At 52.6% G+C, this 16015-nt stretch carries 20 protein-coding genes; 12 read left to right on the top strand and 8 right to left on the bottom strand.

The window, feature by feature from the left end; all coding sequences use genetic code 11:
• Positions 1-2 precede the first annotated feature (2 nt).
• The 8 genes from AACH41_RS03760 (at position 3) to AACH41_RS03795 (ending at position 6453) form a co-directional block, all read left to right on the top strand.
• Positions 3-1034 (top strand): vWA domain-containing protein, encoded by a 1032-nt coding sequence (locus tag AACH41_RS03760; RefSeq protein ID WP_338656827.1) that lies wholly within the window; start codon positions 3-5, stop codon positions 1032-1034.
• Complete coding sequence (locus AACH41_RS03765; protein WP_338656829.1) at positions 1031-1648, top strand: hypothetical protein; 618 nt, start codon at positions 1031-1033, stop codon at positions 1646-1648. Before AACH41_RS03760 ends, AACH41_RS03765 begins: the two co-directional genes overlap by 4 nt.
• Complete coding sequence (locus AACH41_RS03770; protein WP_338656831.1) at positions 1648-2712, top strand: vWA domain-containing protein; 1065 nt, start codon at positions 1648-1650, stop codon at positions 2710-2712. The genes AACH41_RS03765 and AACH41_RS03770 overlap by 1 nt, the downstream gene beginning before the upstream one ends.
• A gap of 6 nt (positions 2713-2718) precedes the next feature.
• Positions 2719-3315, top strand: a complete 597-nt coding sequence (locus tag AACH41_RS03775) for an SRPBCC family protein (protein WP_338656833.1) — start codon at positions 2719-2721, stop codon at positions 3313-3315.
• Positions 3316-3360: 45 nt separating this feature from the next.
• Entirely contained in the window at positions 3361-3813 is a 453-nt protein-coding gene (locus AACH41_RS03780) for a hypothetical protein (protein ID WP_338656834.1), read from the top strand.
• Between the two features lie 9 nt (positions 3814-3822).
• A complete protein-coding gene (locus AACH41_RS03785) occupies positions 3823-4257 on the top strand; it encodes a thioredoxin family protein (protein ID WP_194747377.1) in 435 nt (144 codons plus the stop codon).
• 85 nt (positions 4258-4342) lie between these two features.
• A complete protein-coding gene (locus AACH41_RS03790) occupies positions 4343-5317 on the top strand; it encodes a YncE family protein (RefSeq protein WP_338656836.1) in 975 nt (324 codons plus the stop codon).
• 179 nt (positions 5318-5496) lie between these two features.
• Positions 5497-6453, top strand: coding sequence for a beta-propeller fold lactonase family protein (locus AACH41_RS03795; protein ID WP_338656837.1), 957 nt, complete (start codon positions 5497-5499; stop codon positions 6451-6453).
• An 82-nt stretch (positions 6454-6535) separates the two neighbouring features.
• On the opposite strand, the gene AACH41_RS03800 is transcribed toward AACH41_RS03795, so the two are convergent.
• The 3 genes from AACH41_RS03800 to AACH41_RS03810 all read right to left on the bottom strand — a co-directional run bounded on the left by AACH41_RS03800 (position 6536) and on the right by AACH41_RS03810 (position 8258).
• Positions 6536-7036, bottom strand: a complete 501-nt coding sequence (locus AACH41_RS03800; protein WP_338656839.1) for a hypothetical protein — start codon at positions 7034-7036, stop codon at positions 6536-6538.
• A gap of 80 nt (positions 7037-7116) precedes the next feature.
• Complete coding sequence (locus AACH41_RS03805; RefSeq protein ID WP_338656840.1) at positions 7117-7665, bottom strand: transposase; 549 nt, start codon at positions 7663-7665, stop codon at positions 7117-7119.
• Positions 7666-7685: 20 nt separating this feature from the next.
• Positions 7686-8258 carry a hypothetical protein gene (locus AACH41_RS03810; protein WP_338656841.1) on the bottom strand — a complete coding sequence of 191 codons (573 nt, stop codon included), beginning with the start codon at positions 8256-8258 and terminating at the stop codon, positions 7686-7688.
• Positions 8259-8591: 333 nt separating this feature from the next.
• Here AACH41_RS03810 and AACH41_RS03815 point away from each other — a divergent pair, with 333 nt between their 5' ends.
• Together AACH41_RS03815 and AACH41_RS03820 are read left to right on the top strand one after the other, a co-directional pair.
• Positions 8592-9971 carry an ATP-binding protein gene (locus tag AACH41_RS03815; RefSeq protein WP_338656843.1) on the top strand — a complete coding sequence of 460 codons (1380 nt, stop codon included), beginning with the start codon at positions 8592-8594 and terminating at the stop codon, positions 9969-9971.
• Positions 9968-10606, top strand: coding sequence for a response regulator transcription factor (locus tag AACH41_RS03820; RefSeq protein ID WP_194747364.1), 639 nt, complete (start codon positions 9968-9970; stop codon positions 10604-10606). The genes AACH41_RS03815 and AACH41_RS03820 overlap by 4 nt, the downstream gene beginning before the upstream one ends.
• A gap of 41 nt (positions 10607-10647) precedes the next feature.
• Here the strand turns inward: AACH41_RS03820 and AACH41_RS03825 are convergent, their stop codons facing one another.
• The gene (locus AACH41_RS03825; RefSeq protein ID WP_338656844.1) at positions 10648-11964 is read right to left on the bottom strand and encodes a Y-family DNA polymerase; all 1317 of its coding nucleotides are present in this window, start codon (positions 11962-11964) and stop codon (positions 10648-10650) included.
• A gap of 133 nt (positions 11965-12097) precedes the next feature.
• Between AACH41_RS03825 and pqqA (AACH41_RS03830) the strand changes: the two genes are divergently transcribed.
• A complete protein-coding gene (pqqA, locus tag AACH41_RS03830) occupies positions 12098-12169 on the top strand; it encodes a pyrroloquinoline quinone precursor peptide PqqA (protein WP_081624291.1) in 72 nt (23 codons plus the stop codon).
• A 263-nt stretch (positions 12170-12432) separates the two neighbouring features.
• Here the strand turns inward: pqqA (AACH41_RS03830) and AACH41_RS03835 are convergent, their stop codons facing one another.
• The 3 genes from AACH41_RS03835 to umuD (AACH41_RS03845) all read right to left on the bottom strand — a co-directional run bounded on the left by AACH41_RS03835 (position 12433) and on the right by umuD (AACH41_RS03845) (position 14734).
• The gene (locus AACH41_RS03835; protein WP_194747362.1) at positions 12433-13311 is read right to left on the bottom strand and encodes an alpha/beta hydrolase; all 879 of its coding nucleotides are present in this window, start codon (positions 13309-13311) and stop codon (positions 12433-12435) included.
• A gap of 2 nt (positions 13312-13313) precedes the next feature.
• Positions 13314-13934: a translesion error-prone DNA polymerase V autoproteolytic subunit gene (gene umuD, locus AACH41_RS03840; protein ID WP_194747360.1), complete on the bottom strand. Its 621-nt coding sequence runs from the start codon at positions 13932-13934 to the stop codon at positions 13314-13316.
• A 176-nt stretch (positions 13935-14110) separates the two neighbouring features.
• On the bottom strand, positions 14111-14734 hold the full coding sequence (gene umuD / locus AACH41_RS03845; protein WP_338656845.1) for a translesion error-prone DNA polymerase V autoproteolytic subunit: 624 nt from the start codon (positions 14732-14734) through the stop codon (positions 14111-14113).
• A 114-nt stretch (positions 14735-14848) separates the two neighbouring features.
• Here umuD (AACH41_RS03845) and AACH41_RS03850 point away from each other — a divergent pair, with 114 nt between their 5' ends.
• Complete coding sequence (locus AACH41_RS03850; protein ID WP_338656847.1) at positions 14849-15664, top strand: sulfite exporter TauE/SafE family protein; 816 nt, start codon at positions 14849-14851, stop codon at positions 15662-15664.
• An 88-nt stretch (positions 15665-15752) separates the two neighbouring features.
• On the opposite strand, the gene pqqA (AACH41_RS03855) is transcribed toward AACH41_RS03850, so the two are convergent.
• Complete coding sequence (gene pqqA / locus AACH41_RS03855) at positions 15753-15824, bottom strand: pyrroloquinoline quinone precursor peptide PqqA (RefSeq protein ID WP_081624291.1); 72 nt, start codon at positions 15822-15824, stop codon at positions 15753-15755.
• Positions 15825-16015: the final 191 nt, after the last annotated feature.

Here is a 16015-nt window from a genome sequence, read left to right on the forward strand (position 1 = left end):
GCATGTGGCAGGCCTGGGGGCAATCCGTCATCACATGGAGCGGCTTGGGGGAGTCATGGGGGCTGACACAGGTGTGGCCCTTGCTGTTATTGCCATTGACCGTATTGCCCTGGTGCATGCGTGGTCAACGGCATTTCAAGCATCCGGCCTTGCAAGGGTTGCCCGAAGACCCGCTCTCCGTCTGGCTGGAACGTGCCTGGAAAATCAGTTTAAGTACTTTGCTGCTGGCACTGGCCATTGCGCTGAGTGGCCCGTTTCTAAAATCGCAATCCATCGAAAAAATTGGGCGCGGTGCGCATGTGATGATTGTGCTGGACCGCAGCGCCAGCATGAACGAGCCGTTTGTGAACAAGGGCGATGCTCAGGCGCGGCAACCGAAAATGCAGGCCGCGCGTGAGGTGTTGAAGTCATTGGTCAAGCAAGGCCATGAAGACCTGATGGGTATGGTGACCTTTAGTACCTCACCGATTCTGGCGGCGCCGTTGGGGAATGACCGGGCGTTTGTGCAAGCTGCACTGGAAGCAACCGAAGCCGGTGGCATGGGTTTCACGGCGGTCGCGCGCGGACTCGGCATGGCGCTCGATTATTTTGCCGATCAGCCGGTGACCGGGGCGCGTGCCATTGTGCTGGTGTCTGATGGCGGTGCACACCTGGATGGCAAAACCCAGGACATGTTGCGTGCCATGTTTATGCGGCAACAGGCCTCTTTGTACTGGATTTACCTGCGCTCTGAAAATGGCGTCACCATCAAGCAAAGCCTGGCCGAAGGCGAGAATATTGACGCCTATCCCGAGGTGGCCTTGCATGACTATTTCCAGACGCTCAATGTGCCTTATCACGTGTATGAGGCAGAAAATCCGCAGGCGGTGATGGCGGCCGTGCGCGATATCGCTAAGCTTAAAAACAAACCAACCCGTTACCTGGAACCGATTGCACGACAAGACTTGAGTCAATACGCCTATGGTCTTGCCTGGCTGGCAGCCTTGCTATTAATCGCGATGGTACAACTGGAGTTAACACGGTGGCAAACATGAGTCATCCCAACATAAGAAGGCAATGGAACAATCATTTACGCCGCGGCGGGCTGTGGGCTGCGCTGCTGGTGGTGCTATCACTGGTGATGCTAGCGCGTCAGGGCGTGGCGCTCTATCAGTCTGCAGTCTACAGACACAGCCTGGCGCCGCATGTGCTGATCCGTTCTACCTTGCTGGGGGCTGACCAGACGCCGCAGGCCTTGTTCGCCAATGCAGTGTTTTATGACGATCAACTCAAATCTGATCAGGCGCTGGCGCAGTATGCCGCCGTCATTGCCCGCACCACCGATAGCCAACCCTTGCGCAAGCAGGCCTATTTCAACTCGGGCAATGTCTATTTGCGCACGGCAATCCGCTTGCTCGAACAACGTGGCCTGCCAGCCTGGGACGAGGCGGGGCCATTGGTCGCCCTGGCCAAAGAGAGTTACCAGAAAGCCTTGCGTATCGAGCCTGACTGGTCCGAGGTGAAGTACAACTACCATCTCGCCCTCAGGCTGGCGCCGACCACGCACGGCATGAATGGGCCGCAACAGTACGAAGACGAGCAGATTAAAGCCGAAGAGCAACCCAGTGGCTGGCCTGCCATGCCAGGTAACCCGAGAGGCATGCCCTGATGATGGCAGGGTTCAAACAACTCAGGGCTTTGCTCGTTGGCAGCCCTGACAATCCACTAGCATCGCGCGGGCTGGTCTGGCGCAAGCGTTGCCTGTGGCTGCTGGCGCTGTTGCTCACGCTCACGCTTTTTCACCCGCAACTGACTTTACCCAACCGCGTGTATGACTGGTACTTTGTGGTGGATATCACACAAAGCATGAATGTGACTGACTATCAGCTGAATGGGAAAAGTGTCAGCCGCCTGGAGATGGCCAAGCAAAGCATACGCAAATCCTTGTCTGTGCTGCCGTGTGGCTCACGCGTGGCGCTGGGCATGTTTACCGAGCGCAATACGGTCAATGTGGTGAAGCCGGTGGAGGTGTGCAGCCATTTTGCCGCGCTGGATCATACCGTCGCCAGCATGGATTGGCGCATGGCGTGGGCGGCGGATTCGTTTATCGCCCATGGCCTTTATCACGCGCTGGAACAGGCGCCGTTGTTAGGCAAACAGATGCGCCTGCTATTTTTTACCGACGGCCAGCAAGCGCCACCGGCCAATCCGCAATACCTGCCCAAATTCGCAGGCAAACCAGGCGAGGTGCAAGGCTATCTGGTGGGCGTGGGCAAACCCACACCAAGCAAAATCCCCAAACTGGATGAAAAAAACGCAGTGGCGGGCTACTGGGAGCAAGAAGAGGTGCAGCGCTATGGCAATTTCGGCATGGCGGCCACGCTATCGGTGCTGGCCATGGAGCGAGGCCAGCATGACCGTAATGCCGGGCATGGGCCGGGTAACGAACTCTTAAGCAATGCCCATTTATCTGCGCTGGATGAAAAAAATCTGCAGCGGCTCGCTGCCGAGACCGGCTTGCATTACGCCCGCCTCAATAGCGTCTCGCAACCTGGCGACTGGGCGACCGGCTTGGGCATGACGGCCTGGCGCTGGGCCAAAACCGATTTGCGGCCCTGGCTGGCGGTGCCTGCCTGCCTATTGTGGCTCATGTTTATGGGGCTGACGTTTGCCGATAGCCCCTGGCTGCTCGGCATGCAGCGGATGTTTCAACGATTTTTTAAGAAGGAGTAGTGTGTTATGAAGTGGTCTTTATGCGGAATGATGATGTTATTAAGTGTGCAAGCCTGGGCGCACGGGCCTACACCGCAAAAAACGGATGAATCCATCCAGGTCAACGCATCGGCTGACGCGGTATGGAAACGTGTCAGCAGCCCTTGCAGCCTGGCGCAATGGCATCCGCAAGTCACTGCCTGCGAGCCGGTGAATGATACCCAGCAAAAACTGACCCTGAAAAACGGCAAGCAGTTGATGCAGGAAATCGACGAAGTGTCTGCGGCAGACATGACCGTGTCTTATCGTCTGTTTGGCGACATTGATCTGGAAGCGCTGCCTGTGAGTTCTTTGAACGGCAAAATCAAAGTTGCTGCTGATGGCAGCAACGCCAAAGTGACCTGGAGTGCCCGTTATTACCGCGCCTTTACTGGCAATGAACCACCTGCAGGCCAGGATGATGAATCCGCCAAAAATGCGGTAGACGCCTTTGTCAAAGCCGGTTTGCAAGGGCTGAAAGAAGGCCGCCAGAATGCAGCGGCAAACACCCAGGGTTGGCGCCAAAAACTCTGCGCCAGCTTGCGCCCTTTGTTTAAACGCATGGGTTCCAGCCTGTGTGCATAAATTGAGCTCCGCCGTGTTGATTGTGTGGATTCAGCGAGGCATGTCATGGTGAGTAAACACTTAGGGTTATCCGGGCAGTCTGGATGGCTGTGTATCTCTTCAGGTGCCAGTCACCTGGCCCAGTGGGCAACGATGATGTTGCCAGCCGTAGTTTGTGTTTTGGTCACAGCCAGTCTGCCCGCCAGGGCGGAAGAGGGTGTCGCCAGCAATGAGGCAACATGGGTGATACTCGAAGAGACGGATGACTCGTTATGCCTGGCGCATGGCGGCAAACTGATCACGCTGGCCCTGACTGACAGCGGCCAGCGCGCTGCCCCAGCCGGACTGGAGGTATGGGTGGACCGCTGGTTTATGCAGGTGCAGACCGCAGACCATACCCGCCATCAACTCACTGCCGAACACCCCAGCCAGGAGTTGGGGTGCTCACAAAGCATCGCTGGCCCGCAACACTGGACACTCAGTACCATTAAACGCCTGCCCGAGCAGGCGCATCCCTAGGAGTCTCGTATGCAAACAACCAACCCTTCAGATCCGCAATCCAATCTGGCATCTACCCAAACCGCTGCCGTGGTGCAGACACTGGCAAGCCAGGCGCAATTCAATGCGTGGGTGCAGGCGCATCCGCTCGCCGTGGTATTGTTCACGGCCGAATGGTGTGAGCCTTGCCAGCACTTTGCCCCCGTCCTGGCAGCGGTTGCCGCCCAGCATCCACAAGTCGCGTTTGCGGTAGCCGATGTTGATGTCGCCACCGATCTGGTCGCCAATTTCCAGGTGACACAAGTGCCTGCACTCATGACGGTGCGTGATCGCGTCATCATTGATATGGTCAGGGGCGCCATGCAGGCGCATGAGCTGCAGCACCACCTGCAAATGTGGCAAGCGCTGGATATGCGCGCCATCAACGCACATTTCTCGCAACAGAGCGCCTCTGCTATTGCATGAAAAATTCCTGACCCTTTGCGGGAACAGGTCTCAATTCTTACGGCTCACATCGCGCTATCGTAACGCTTGTATGAGGACGATTGATGTGAGCGCGTGCTGGCGCCTGCGCTTGAAAGCGTTGTCGGTTACGCTCAGTCTTTGTTTTACGCTGGGCGCATCCGCGGCAGAGTTCGCCTATATCACCAATCAGGGAGAGCACACGGTTTCGGTCGTAGACCTGCGCCAACTGCAGGTGATCAAAACCATCGCGGTCGGTCAATCGCCGGTCGGCGTCGCTATTCATCCTCAACAGAAAAAAGTATACGTGAGCAATGTCGATGGCCGTTCAATCTCGGTGATAGACATCACGCGGCAGCAAGTGGTGCAGACCCTAGAGCTGCCGATTGCCCCGGTCGGACTGGCCGTGAATCAGGCCGGTAACCGTTTATATGTGGCTGACTGGTATCACCATAGTTTGCTGGTGGTTGAGCCCGTGCACGGGCAAGTGCTGGCGACTATAGAAGTGGGGCAGGCACCAGGCGGCTTGCAGTTAAGTCGCGATGGCCAGACGCTCTACGTGGCGAATCGCGACAGTAATGATGTGAGCGTGGTCGACACGCGCGCGAACAAAGAACTGCGCAGAATTAAAGTGGGCGAGCACCCGTTCGGTTTGGGGCTGAGCCCCGATGGCAAGCAGCTGTATGTGGTGAATGTCTATTCAAACTCAGTGAGTGTGATAGACACGCATGACCAGCGTGTGGTGGCCACGCTTAGCGTGGGGCGGCACCCTTACTGTGTGACCACAGACCCGCAAGGGCAGCGCTTGTTCGTCACCAACACCGGCGAAGATAGCGTCAGCGTGATCGATCTGGCCAGCCAGCGGCCGCTAGCTAAAATTCGCGTCCCCGGCACGCCCGAAGGTATTGCTTTTGACCGCCAGCAACAGCAGCTCGTGGTCACCAGCTGGATGGACAACGTCGTAGCCGTCATTGATGGGCAGCGCCTGGACTCGCCGCGACAGGTCAAGGTTGGGGCACAGCCGCGCGCCTTCGGTGGATTTGTGTTTGAGGCTGGCGAATGAGTATAGCGTCGGGAGTTTATCCCGGTTAAATCGGGAAGCATGACGCTATTGCCAAGGATTTTAAGTGCTTAATATGCAATGGTCATTTAAATTTCAAATTTAATTGATTTGCATAAAGTATATCTCCATGTTCTGGCCAGTTGTTGCAGCAACTGGCCGACTTTTTTTAAGGATGCTCTATGCAATACGTTCGATTGTTGACCCTCACCGCAGGCCTGCTAGCCAGCCTCACCCTCAGTGCCCAACCGCTCGCTTATGTCCCCAACGAAAAAGACGGCACGGTCTCGGTGATTGATACCAGCACCGACGAAGTCATCAACACCCTGCCCAACAAAGGCAAGCTCGGCAAAAAAGTGCAGGCTGCCGCCATCCACCCCAGCAACCAAAAACTCTACGTCGTTGTGCGCGATAAAAATGCCGTCTCGGTGGTAGACACCCAGCTCGGCAAACAAACTGCCCTGATCAAAGTCGGCGACGAACCAGAAGGCATTGATATTTCACCCGACGGAAAATTGCTGGCCGCCTGCCTGGAAGAAGAAAACGCGGTCTCGCTGGTAGACCTGCAAACCAACAAACTCAAACACACCATCAAAACCCAGGGCAAAAATCCCGAGCATTGCGTGTTTTCACCCGACCAGCAATGGCTGCTTGCCAGCAATGAAGAAAGCAACAATGTCGATGTGATTAACCTCAATACACTCAAGTCAGAACACCTGATCGCATCCACCAAACACCCGCGCGGTGTTGGCTTCAGCCCCGATGGCAAATGGGCTTATGTCGCAAATGAAGCCGCCAGCCTGCTAGAGATAGTCTCTACCGCCGACTGGAAAGTGCAAGCCAATATCAAGGTCGGCCTGCGCTCTAACGGCGTTAAGGTTAATGCCGATGGCAGCCGTATTTATGTCAGCAACGGCGGCGATCATAATCTCAGTGTCATTGACACCGCCACCCGCGAAGTCATCGCCACGATCCCAGTCGGCCAACGTCCCTGGAATATGGCACTGACACCGGATGGTAAAAAACTCTATGTCGCCAATGGCCGTAGTAATAACGTCTCGGTGATTGATACTCAAACCAATGCCAAGCTGAAGGATATTGCGGTGGGGAATTTGCCTTGGGGAGTGGTGATTCATTAAGCTTGATAGATGATTGTCACTTTTAAGGTGGTCATCAAGACGACATGCGGCGTACCCTCAAGGGTACGCGATACGCGGACTTTTATCGCAAAAATATAGACCAATAATATAGAACGCCAAAAACTTGCAATCCAAAAACTAGTGATGCATAAATTTTTATTTTATTTGGAAGATCAAACATAAATAACACTGGCATCAGCATAGCAAGCAAAACAAACACTCCATCTCTTGTTACACTGTTTTCGACCGTGTCTCCAGTAATTTTGACGTTTTTGTCATCATATATTGCTATCCAGCGGCGCAATAATTTTGACTCAATTAATTTAACTGACTCACCTACTGAAAGAAGAGTGCAAGTCCTTAAGTCTGTATTTTTTTGCAAATTTCTATCTTGCAATTTCAAACCTATTTCACAAACCTTGTGTGTATATTTAGACTGAACGGTTTTCATTTCTAAAGATGTAACAATTACACCATCATGTTTAATTTCAAGAAATGCTAAATCAGTAAAAACGACTGTCGCAGTTAACCATATGAGCAACCAAACTGGTAATAAATAGTTTAATTTTACTTTCAGGTTCATATTGAAACTTATCGTTGAAAATCAGCGGAAATCAAAAAGTCTGTAGGGTGGGCAACTCGTTGCCCACGCGTCAATGCTCGTTATACGTCACCATACACTCCGTCCACAAAATCTAGCCCCACTCCCCAATGCTCATCATAAACACTGGCTTTAACATATCGGTGAAATGTTGAATAAGGCCAATCTTTCAAATTGTTCACCAACCCATGCTTAAGCGGGTTGAAATGCAAATAATCCATATGCTTTGCATAGTCGTTATCATCGCGAATTTGATGCTCCCAATAACGGCGTTGCCAAATGGTCGATTCACGATGTTTTGTTTTGGATGCTGACATCCATTCAGTGTGGTTTAAACGCGCACCGCAAGCACGGCTCACATAACGTTTGATGAGTTGCCAACGAAGCGCAAAGTTTGCATCTTTGGGTGGTAGCGTCCATATGGAATGAATATGGTCTGGCAACAAAACCCATGCATCGATTGTAAATGGATGGTCAGTGCGGACTTTTTGGATAGCATTTTTTAAGGCATCACGCACATCATCATCACAAAGAAATCTTTGCCTACGGTAAGTCACAACAGTGAAAAAGTAAGTGGCTCCAGCAGTATTAGCGCGACGATAACGTGACATGGTGGAGTTGTGCGTGAGTTTTACCGCGTGGGCAACGAGTTGCCCACCCTACCAGGCTCATTTAGAAGAACCTTCGCCAACGCATGAAATGAGTTTGGGTTTTTAGTGGACGATCTAATTTTCGATAAGTCTGCTTCGACTGGCTCGTAACGAAGCAGGCTCGGATATTTCAGTTGCACCCACATTAGGAACACTTTCATCTCATGAGTGAGCTCTTCACCAATGGCAATGTATTGCATTACAGCATCGAGAATGAACAACGGGATTAGGCGATAACGAAATGCCATTCTTGAGTGAGGATCACGGTCTGCATGTTTGAAAAAATTCTGTGGATAGTTCACGGCATCAATAAACTTCTTTCTTTCACTCTCAGATAGGAGTGGAGAGTCTTTGATGGATTTTTTTATTCCGGTTGAGTGAGCGAGGTCTCTTGCGACCTCATGTCCGGCCGAGACAACCGTGTGCAATGCAACTGGATCCCAATCAAAGAAAAACATTCGAATTCCGGTATTTAGTTGGCGGCGGATGACATCAGCCTTCGAGAGAATGAGCTCTTCGGATAAAAATTCCTCTTCGAATAGAGAGTCCTCCATGGATTTCCTAATGTAAACTAGGCCTCCTAAATGCTGCAAAGTTTTGCGTCATTGGTGCTTTTTTGAATGGAAATTTGCAGGGTTTATTTAACATTTTCAAGCTGTTATTAATTTTTAGACCATCCTAAAATACAACCTTAAGTGCGTCAACTTCTAGCTTGACTTGAGCGAGAGGTAATCAGTCAATTGGGTCTTTGTGATGGGCTGGTGGGGCTTTTGTGAGACATTACAATCGACCATGTGACCCCACGCCTTGATAATTTCTTGCTGTATGAATGAATAGGGAAAAATTCCCGAATGTTTTTGGTGAATACTCTTTAAAATCCCCCTAGCATGATGAAATCTCTCAGCCTTCAATTCAAACTAAATCTGATTATTACCCTGTTGTTGCTTGGGTTGCTGCTGACGTGGGCGGTGTCGGTGGTTAAAAACGCGCGCGAGGATGTACTGGCGGAGGTGCAGTCGACGAGTAATCTGGTGATGCATTTGCTGGATGCGGAGATTGCCCATTACATGACGGACTTTGGCTGGTTGCAGCATAACCAGCAAGAAGGGGTGCAGATTTTCCGGCTGGATGAGTTGAAGAATATCCGCCATTTGAAGGTGGATTTTTACGATAACAATGGTCGGTTGCGCGAATCTAACCGCAGTACGCGCATGGCACATAGCGGGGAAGATCCCCCCAAATGGTTTGTGAAGTTGCTGGATATTTCGAGTGTGCTGAATGAGCCCAAGCGCAAAAATATCATTTTGAATGGACGCTTTATTGGGGAGCTGGTGATTACGCCGGACCCTAGTTTTGAGTTGCGCGAGATTTGGGATGATACGTCTGGCTTGCTTGCGATTGTCAGTTTGTTTGGCTTGAGTGTGCTGCTGTTTGTGTATTGGACGGTGCGGGCGACGTTTAAGCCGGTTAAGCAGATTATTCATGGCTTGAACCAGATTGAGCGCGGTGAATACCAGAGCCGCTTACCGGGCTTTGAGCAGGTGGAGTTGAGCGAGATTAGCGACAAGTTCAACAGTATGGCGAGTACGCTTGAACAAAGCATCCGCAATAACCACCGCTTGACCCAGCAGATTATTCATTTGCAGGAAGAAGAGCGAAAAAAACTTGCGCGCGATTTGCATGATGAGATTGGTCAGTATCTGACCGCGGTGCATGTGGATGCGAGTGCGCTGGTGGCGGCGAAAAAGCTGAGCTCAGCGCGGGAGAGTGCGCAGGCGATTGCGCAGATTACGCGGCAAATGATGGTGACGATACAGGATATTTTGTCGCGCTTGCGTCCGCGTGTGCTGGATGAATTGGGGTTGAGCCTGGCGCTGGCGGAGTTGATTCATCACTGGCGCGACCGCAATCGCGGCATTATGGTGGTGAATCAGATTTCTAACCATTTGTCGCAGCCGGATGAAGCGCTGTCGGTGACGGTGTACCGCATTTTGCAGGAGTGTTTGACCAATATCAGCAAGCACGCCGCCGCGACACGGGTGACGATTGAGGTGAAGGAGACGGAAAACGGCCTTTACCTGATGGTGGAGGATGACGGACGGGGCTTTGATCCGCAGTCACAAACGCGCGGGTACGGCTTGGCCGGGATGCAAGAGCGAGTAGAGGGCTTGATGGGGCGCATGCATATTCATACGGCGCCTGGTCAGGGGACGCGCATAGAAATCCATTTTCAGATGACAGAAGCATTTCAGGAAGCAGCGGTATGACAGTCAAGGTGGTGTTGGTAGATGATCACACAGTGGTGCGATCAGGGTTAAGGCGCCTGCTTGAAAGCCACAAGTCGATAGAAATTATCGCCGAGGCGGATACGGGCGAACAGGCTTATCAGGTGTATGGTGAGGTCATGCCTGATGTGATGCTCATGGATATCTCCATGCCAGGCATGGGCGGGCTAGAAGCCGCCAAGCGTATTTTGCAGCGCTACCCGCAAGCCAGGATCGTCATTTTCTCTATGCATGAGGCCGTTTCGTTTGCCGCGCAGGCGCTCAAAACCGGCGTCAAAGGCTATGTGACTAAAACTGGCGTGGCTGAAGACCTGGTACAAGCCGTGCTGGATGTGTCCAAAGGGCGCACGTTTTTAAGTCAGGATGTGGCGCAGAAAGTCGCGTTACAAACCCTGGTGGGCGACAGTAATCCGCTCCAACAGCTGACGTCACGAGAGTTTGAGGTGTTTCGGCTGCTGGCCGAGGGCAAACGGGCGGATGAGGTGGCAGACATGCTGAAAATCAGCCAAAAAACCGTGGCCAATTACTACACCCTGATTAAGCAGAAGCTCTCTGTGAACAGCCCGGTAGAAATGGTCAGGCTGGCCATGAAACATGGGCTGATTGATGCCAGTTAACAAGCTGATAAGCTCAGCTTTTATTTGTTAAGTCTCTACTCTCAATCCACACACAGCAGGTCTTTCCAGTTGGTCGTATAACTCGGGCTCTTGCGCATTTGCTTCATTTGCCAGGGCTGTTGCCGGCCTTCGCTTGCCAGCCGCAAGGTGGCTCTGCCCATTTTGCGGTTAATTGCGTCCATGGCCTGCATCAGCCGCGCAGTGTTGTCGGCTTGCGGGCTTGAATGAAACAAATCCTGTTGTATCGCCTGCGCAGGCACCAATTCGCCCAAGGACACGCCGGCTTTGGCATAGTCGTGTCCGGGCTGGTAAATGCGCCTGAGTGCCCAGAGTGCCGCTTTGACCAGTTGCCGGGTATCGTGCGTGGCCACCGGTAGTGGCACGGTGAGGGCATTGCTGTAAAAGCGGCTATCCTCGCGGAAGGGGCTGGTGCGGATATACACATACACACTGCCAGCAAACAGCTGTTTTTTGCGTAACTTTTCTGCAGCACGGGTCGTGTACAACGTCAGCGCTTCAGACAGGCCTTCGATTTCTCTGACCGGCTGGCCAAAGCTGCGTGTGCTCAAAATTTGTTGCTGAGGCCCGCGCACTTCTTCGAGTTCCAGGCACACGGTGCCATTCAGTTCACGGATGGTTTTTTCCATCACCACGCTAAAGCGCCTGCGCATGGTTTCGGCATCACTGTATTTGAGGTCATAGGCGGTGTGAATCGCTAGCGGACGTGCATGCAGCGTGGCGGCCAGGCGGCGGCCGATTCCCCAGACTTCATCCACCTGTATTTCGGCGAGACGGGCATCTACCGCGGTTGGCGTCAGGGTGTTGAAATTGCATACGCCTTGCATGGCAGGGGTATGCTTGGCGCAGTGATTGGCGAGTTTAGCCAGCGTTTTGCTGGCGCCTATGCCGACACACACCGGTAAACCGGTGCCGCGCAAGATGGTTTGTCGCAAGGTTTGTGCATACTCGGTCAAATCGCGCCGCGTAAACCCGGTCAGCTCCAGAAAGCATTCGTCGATGGAGTAAATCTCCTGTGCCGGACTGAACTGACGCAAGATGGACATGACGCGGTTGCTCATGTCTGCATACAAGGCATAGTTAGAGGAGAAGGCAATGACGCCAGCGCGTTCTGCCTGCTTGCGAATCTGGAACCAGGGCGCGCCCATGGCGATGCCCAGCGCTTTGGCTTCGGCGCTGCGCGAGACCACGCAGCCATCGTTATTGCTCAATACCACCACTGGCCGTTGGCGCAATGCGGGTTTAAACACGCGCTCACAGCTCACGTAAAAGTTATTCACATCAACCAGTGCAATGGTGCGTGCATGCATGCTTGGGCAGTCTGTCGCGTTCATTGGCATGAGGTGTGTTTCATGAAATTCCCTAATCCTTGTTCATGATCGGCAATAGCAGGATTTTGGCTCACCGGGTCGATAATACTTTCACACGGGCAAGACATGGGGTCGGCCCGGGACAACAACAAGGAGATCAATCATGTGGACTAAACCAGCTGCAACTGAAATGCGTTTCGGTTTTGAAGTAACCATGTACGTCATGAACAAATAATTGTTCTGACTGACGGACAAGAGACCCGGTCGCCTAGTACCGGGTTTTTTGTGCGCGACGCATTGCTCTCTTGCCGGTTTGCAACGCGCTGTTTTTGATGTTGCCTCAATGTCTCACCCATCAGCATGGCGGCCGTCAGCATAGAAGACGTCTGCCTGATACGACATTCAGCTGGATGCGCTGGCATGCGCATGCAGACCAGACACCTAGCCGCGACTCCCCTTGCTAGCAAGCCTGACCGCGGCTCTGCAAGTCGTGCTTGATTAATAGGCGTAGGCTGCGCGCATGGAGAACATGCCCGGTGTCGCCTGCAGGCGCGGTTTGGCGGCGGTTTTTGGTTTGAGGAAGGCATGAATCGCTGCCGCCAAACGGGCGGGTTCATCGTATGGCAGCCCGTGCCCTGCATCCTGAATGACCTTGTATTGCAGATCAGGATTGATGCGGTGCAAGGCGCGTGCCGTTTCCGCAGAGACCACGCCTTCGCTGCCAAGCAGCATTAAGGTGGGCACATAAATATTGCGGATCAGCTCATCAAACTCTGGATTCGGTGGAATCAGCACATCAAATGCTTGCAGGCTGGTTTGCAGTCTGGCTTCTATCAGGTGCTCGATAATGGCCGAGGCGCGAAAACGGTGTTTCGCCTTGTCTGCTTTAAATAACGCTTCCTTGCTGGAAGTCAGCATTTGTTGATGTTGCTCAACCAGCTGGCGGTGATAGACCTCATGCGGCCACTCTGCACTCAGAAAGGTTGGGTCTGCCAAAATCACGCCATTGATCGCCAGGCCGAGTCTGCTGGCGACCATGGCCGCGGTCATGCCCCCCATGGAGTGGCCGAGCAGGTAGGGCGATTTGATGCCCAGCGTGCGGATCAGCTCAATCACATCATTGGCGTGGTCTTGATAGGTGTAGCCATGCAGGGGCGCGCTGGATTGGCCGTGGCCGCGCGCATCCGGCATGATGATGTCATAGTGTTGCTCCAGCGCGCGGGCGATGGGTGACCAGCATACGCTGTTGCCGGCCAGGCCATGCAAGGCAATGATGGTCGGTTTGTTGCCGCCAGTGCGCAGGTAGTGAATGTTGATACCGTTTGCTCTGCAAACGCCATCTGTCCAGTGAGAAGCAGGGGTATTTTGACGTGCCATGATTAAAACTTTCTAAAAGAACCAGTCACCACGCCCCAGATTTCAAACTGCATGTGTTGCGAGATCAGGATAGGGGCGTATCTTCCTGATGAATTAGCGGGTAATAACTTGGGCATACCATCTTTTTGTTTGGCCAGGGTTTTGACCGTAAATTCGCCATCAATCATTGCTAGCACAATATCGCCCACAGCGGGCACCTTGTCTTTTTCAATCACGGCTTTATCGCCAGGCATGAGGCCCACCTCAATCATGGATTCGCCTTGTATCGTGACAAAGAAGGTTTTGTCGGCCTTGTTGATCAGATAGGCATTCGGGTCCATGCGTGCATCGACATGGTCGTCAGCAGGGGACGGTAATCCGGCGGGCACTTTGGACTCAAACAGCGGCAAACTGACCTGGTCAAGCTCAGCTGATAACTGTGTAAATTCTTCAATGCGATCAAGATGGTCTTTCAGCTGCGCCAACCGCTGTTTTTTTGCGTAGGCCTCCAGAAAGTCGCTGATGACCGGCTTTTGGCTGTTAGGCACGCGCATGACCGAGGTTTCTTCCCGGTAGGTGCCTGTGCCTGACTTGCGCCCGGCGCCCGCTCTTTTGCCGCCGTGTGTATTGTCTTCATCGTTCATGGAAATTATTGTAACAGCAATCAAGTGTTATTGTAACAATAATCAAGATTTTTTTAAGCGTGATGAAAAAACGAGTGCACCCTGGCTAGGGGGCACAGCAAACAGCTGTCGGTGGGCGCTGTGTGCCCGGATGTGTGACTGATCAGGAATGGGTTTTTTGACGGATCTGCAGGTGCTTATCTGAAGCGCCTGAATGAGCCAATGACGACGCCCCAGATTTCAAACTGCATGCCGTCTTCGATCAGAATCGGGCGGTACTTGCCTGAGGCATTGGCCGGTAACAGTTGTGGTTTGCCATTTTTTTGTCTGGACAGGGTTTTGATGGTGAATTCGCCATCAATCATCGCCAGCACAATATCACCCATCACCGCCTGTTTGTTTTTATCCACCACGGCTTTATCGCCAGGCATGAGGCCCACCTCAATCATGGATTCGCCTTGTATGGTGACAAAAAACGTTGTATCTGCCTGATCAATCAGGTATTCGTTGGGGTCCAGCCGTTGTTCGATATGGTCATCCGCAGGCGAGGGGAAGCCTGCCGCCACTTTGGACTGAAATAAAGGTAAGGCAATGCCTGACGTATCGCGCGCCGGTTGCGCAAAAGATTGCGGGCTATCCAGGCTGTTCGCTGATGGTGGCCGCTGTTTGCGGGCATCGCTGGCCAGCAGTTGGCGAATGGCGGCTTTTTGGCTGGCAGGCACCCGCATGACTGTCGTCGCTTCCTGGTATAAGCCAGCGCCCGGTTTGCGACCGGCACCGGGGCGCTTGCCTCCTGCTTTTTGATCAACCATCTCGTTCATTTGATTATTGTAACAAAAATTAGTGCGTGGGCAGTTAAACAAAACAGGCGGGATGCAAAAGAAAAAATAATCTCAGAAGGTATACTGTGCGGCCTAATCATTCAAAAAACTGCTATGGACTGGTTAACCGTTTTTTTTGAACAATATGCTGTGTTTTGCCTGATGGGCGTGATTGTCGGTGTCTTGTCTGGCTTGCTCGGGATTGGTGGCGGCATTGTGCTGGTACCCATGCTGCATGCCATTTTGGTCGCCAAAGGCTTTGCAGCCGACACGGCGTTTCATATGGCGCTGGCGACCTCGATGGCTTGCATCGTGTTCACCTCGCTGTCCAGCATTTTGGCGCATCATAAAAACCAGAATATTGTCTGGCCCTACGTGTGGGCCATGGTGCCGATGGCGTTTGTGGGGTCGTTGCTGGCGACACTGGTGGCGATTCATCTGGATGCCAGGTATTTGACGCTGTTTTTTGCCACCTTTACTTTTTTTGCGGCGGTGCAATTATTTCTGGATCGCAAACCGACCCAGCATAAAGTGCCAGGCAAGGTTGAGATTGGCCTGGTGTCATTGCTGATAGGCGGTGTGTCTGCGCTGGTGTCGATTGGCGGCGGAACCTTGACGGTGCCTTATTTAGCCATGCGCAATGTGTCGGTGAAGCAGGCGATTGGGACCTCGGCGGTATTGGGCTTTCCGATTGCACTGGCCAGTACGGTCAGTTATTTGCAAGATGCCTGGCGGCAAACCGCACATGCGCCAGAAACGTTTGGCCTGCTGTATTTGCCGGCTGTGCTGTTGCTGACCCCGCTTAGTGTGCTGTTTGCGCCCACGGGCGTGGCTTTGACGAAACGCTTGCCGGTTAAAACCTTAAAGCGTGTATTTGCCTTGTTTTTAATTACCGTGAGCCTGCATTTGCTATGGTCGCAGCTGGCTTGACCGGGCCGTCTGCCATACAGCCATAAAAAAAACCGCCGGAGTCCGGCGGTTTTTTGTTCAGCTCACTTGTGATTAAGACAAGCGCTGATTATTTGTTCATGACGTACATTGTTACTTCAAAGCCAAAACGCATTTCAGTTGCAGCTGGTTTAGTCCACATAATCGTCTCCTTAAGTATTTGTTTAAATGCATCATGATTGATGTATTTGTATGACTCTCACTATACGCGGGTGTTTCAATCCAGGCCTGAAGCGAATCCGTAAAAACGGCTCATGATTTTACGTAGTTTTTATAATCAGGTCGCTCACTCGGCGTAGAATAAGGCTGTCTGGTCTATGCAGGATTCGAGGT

The sequence above is a fragment of the Methylophilus sp. DW102 genome, assembly GCF_037076555.1.
GTDB classification, from domain to species: Bacteria; Pseudomonadota; Gammaproteobacteria; order Burkholderiales; family Methylophilaceae; genus Methylophilus; species Methylophilus glucosoxydans.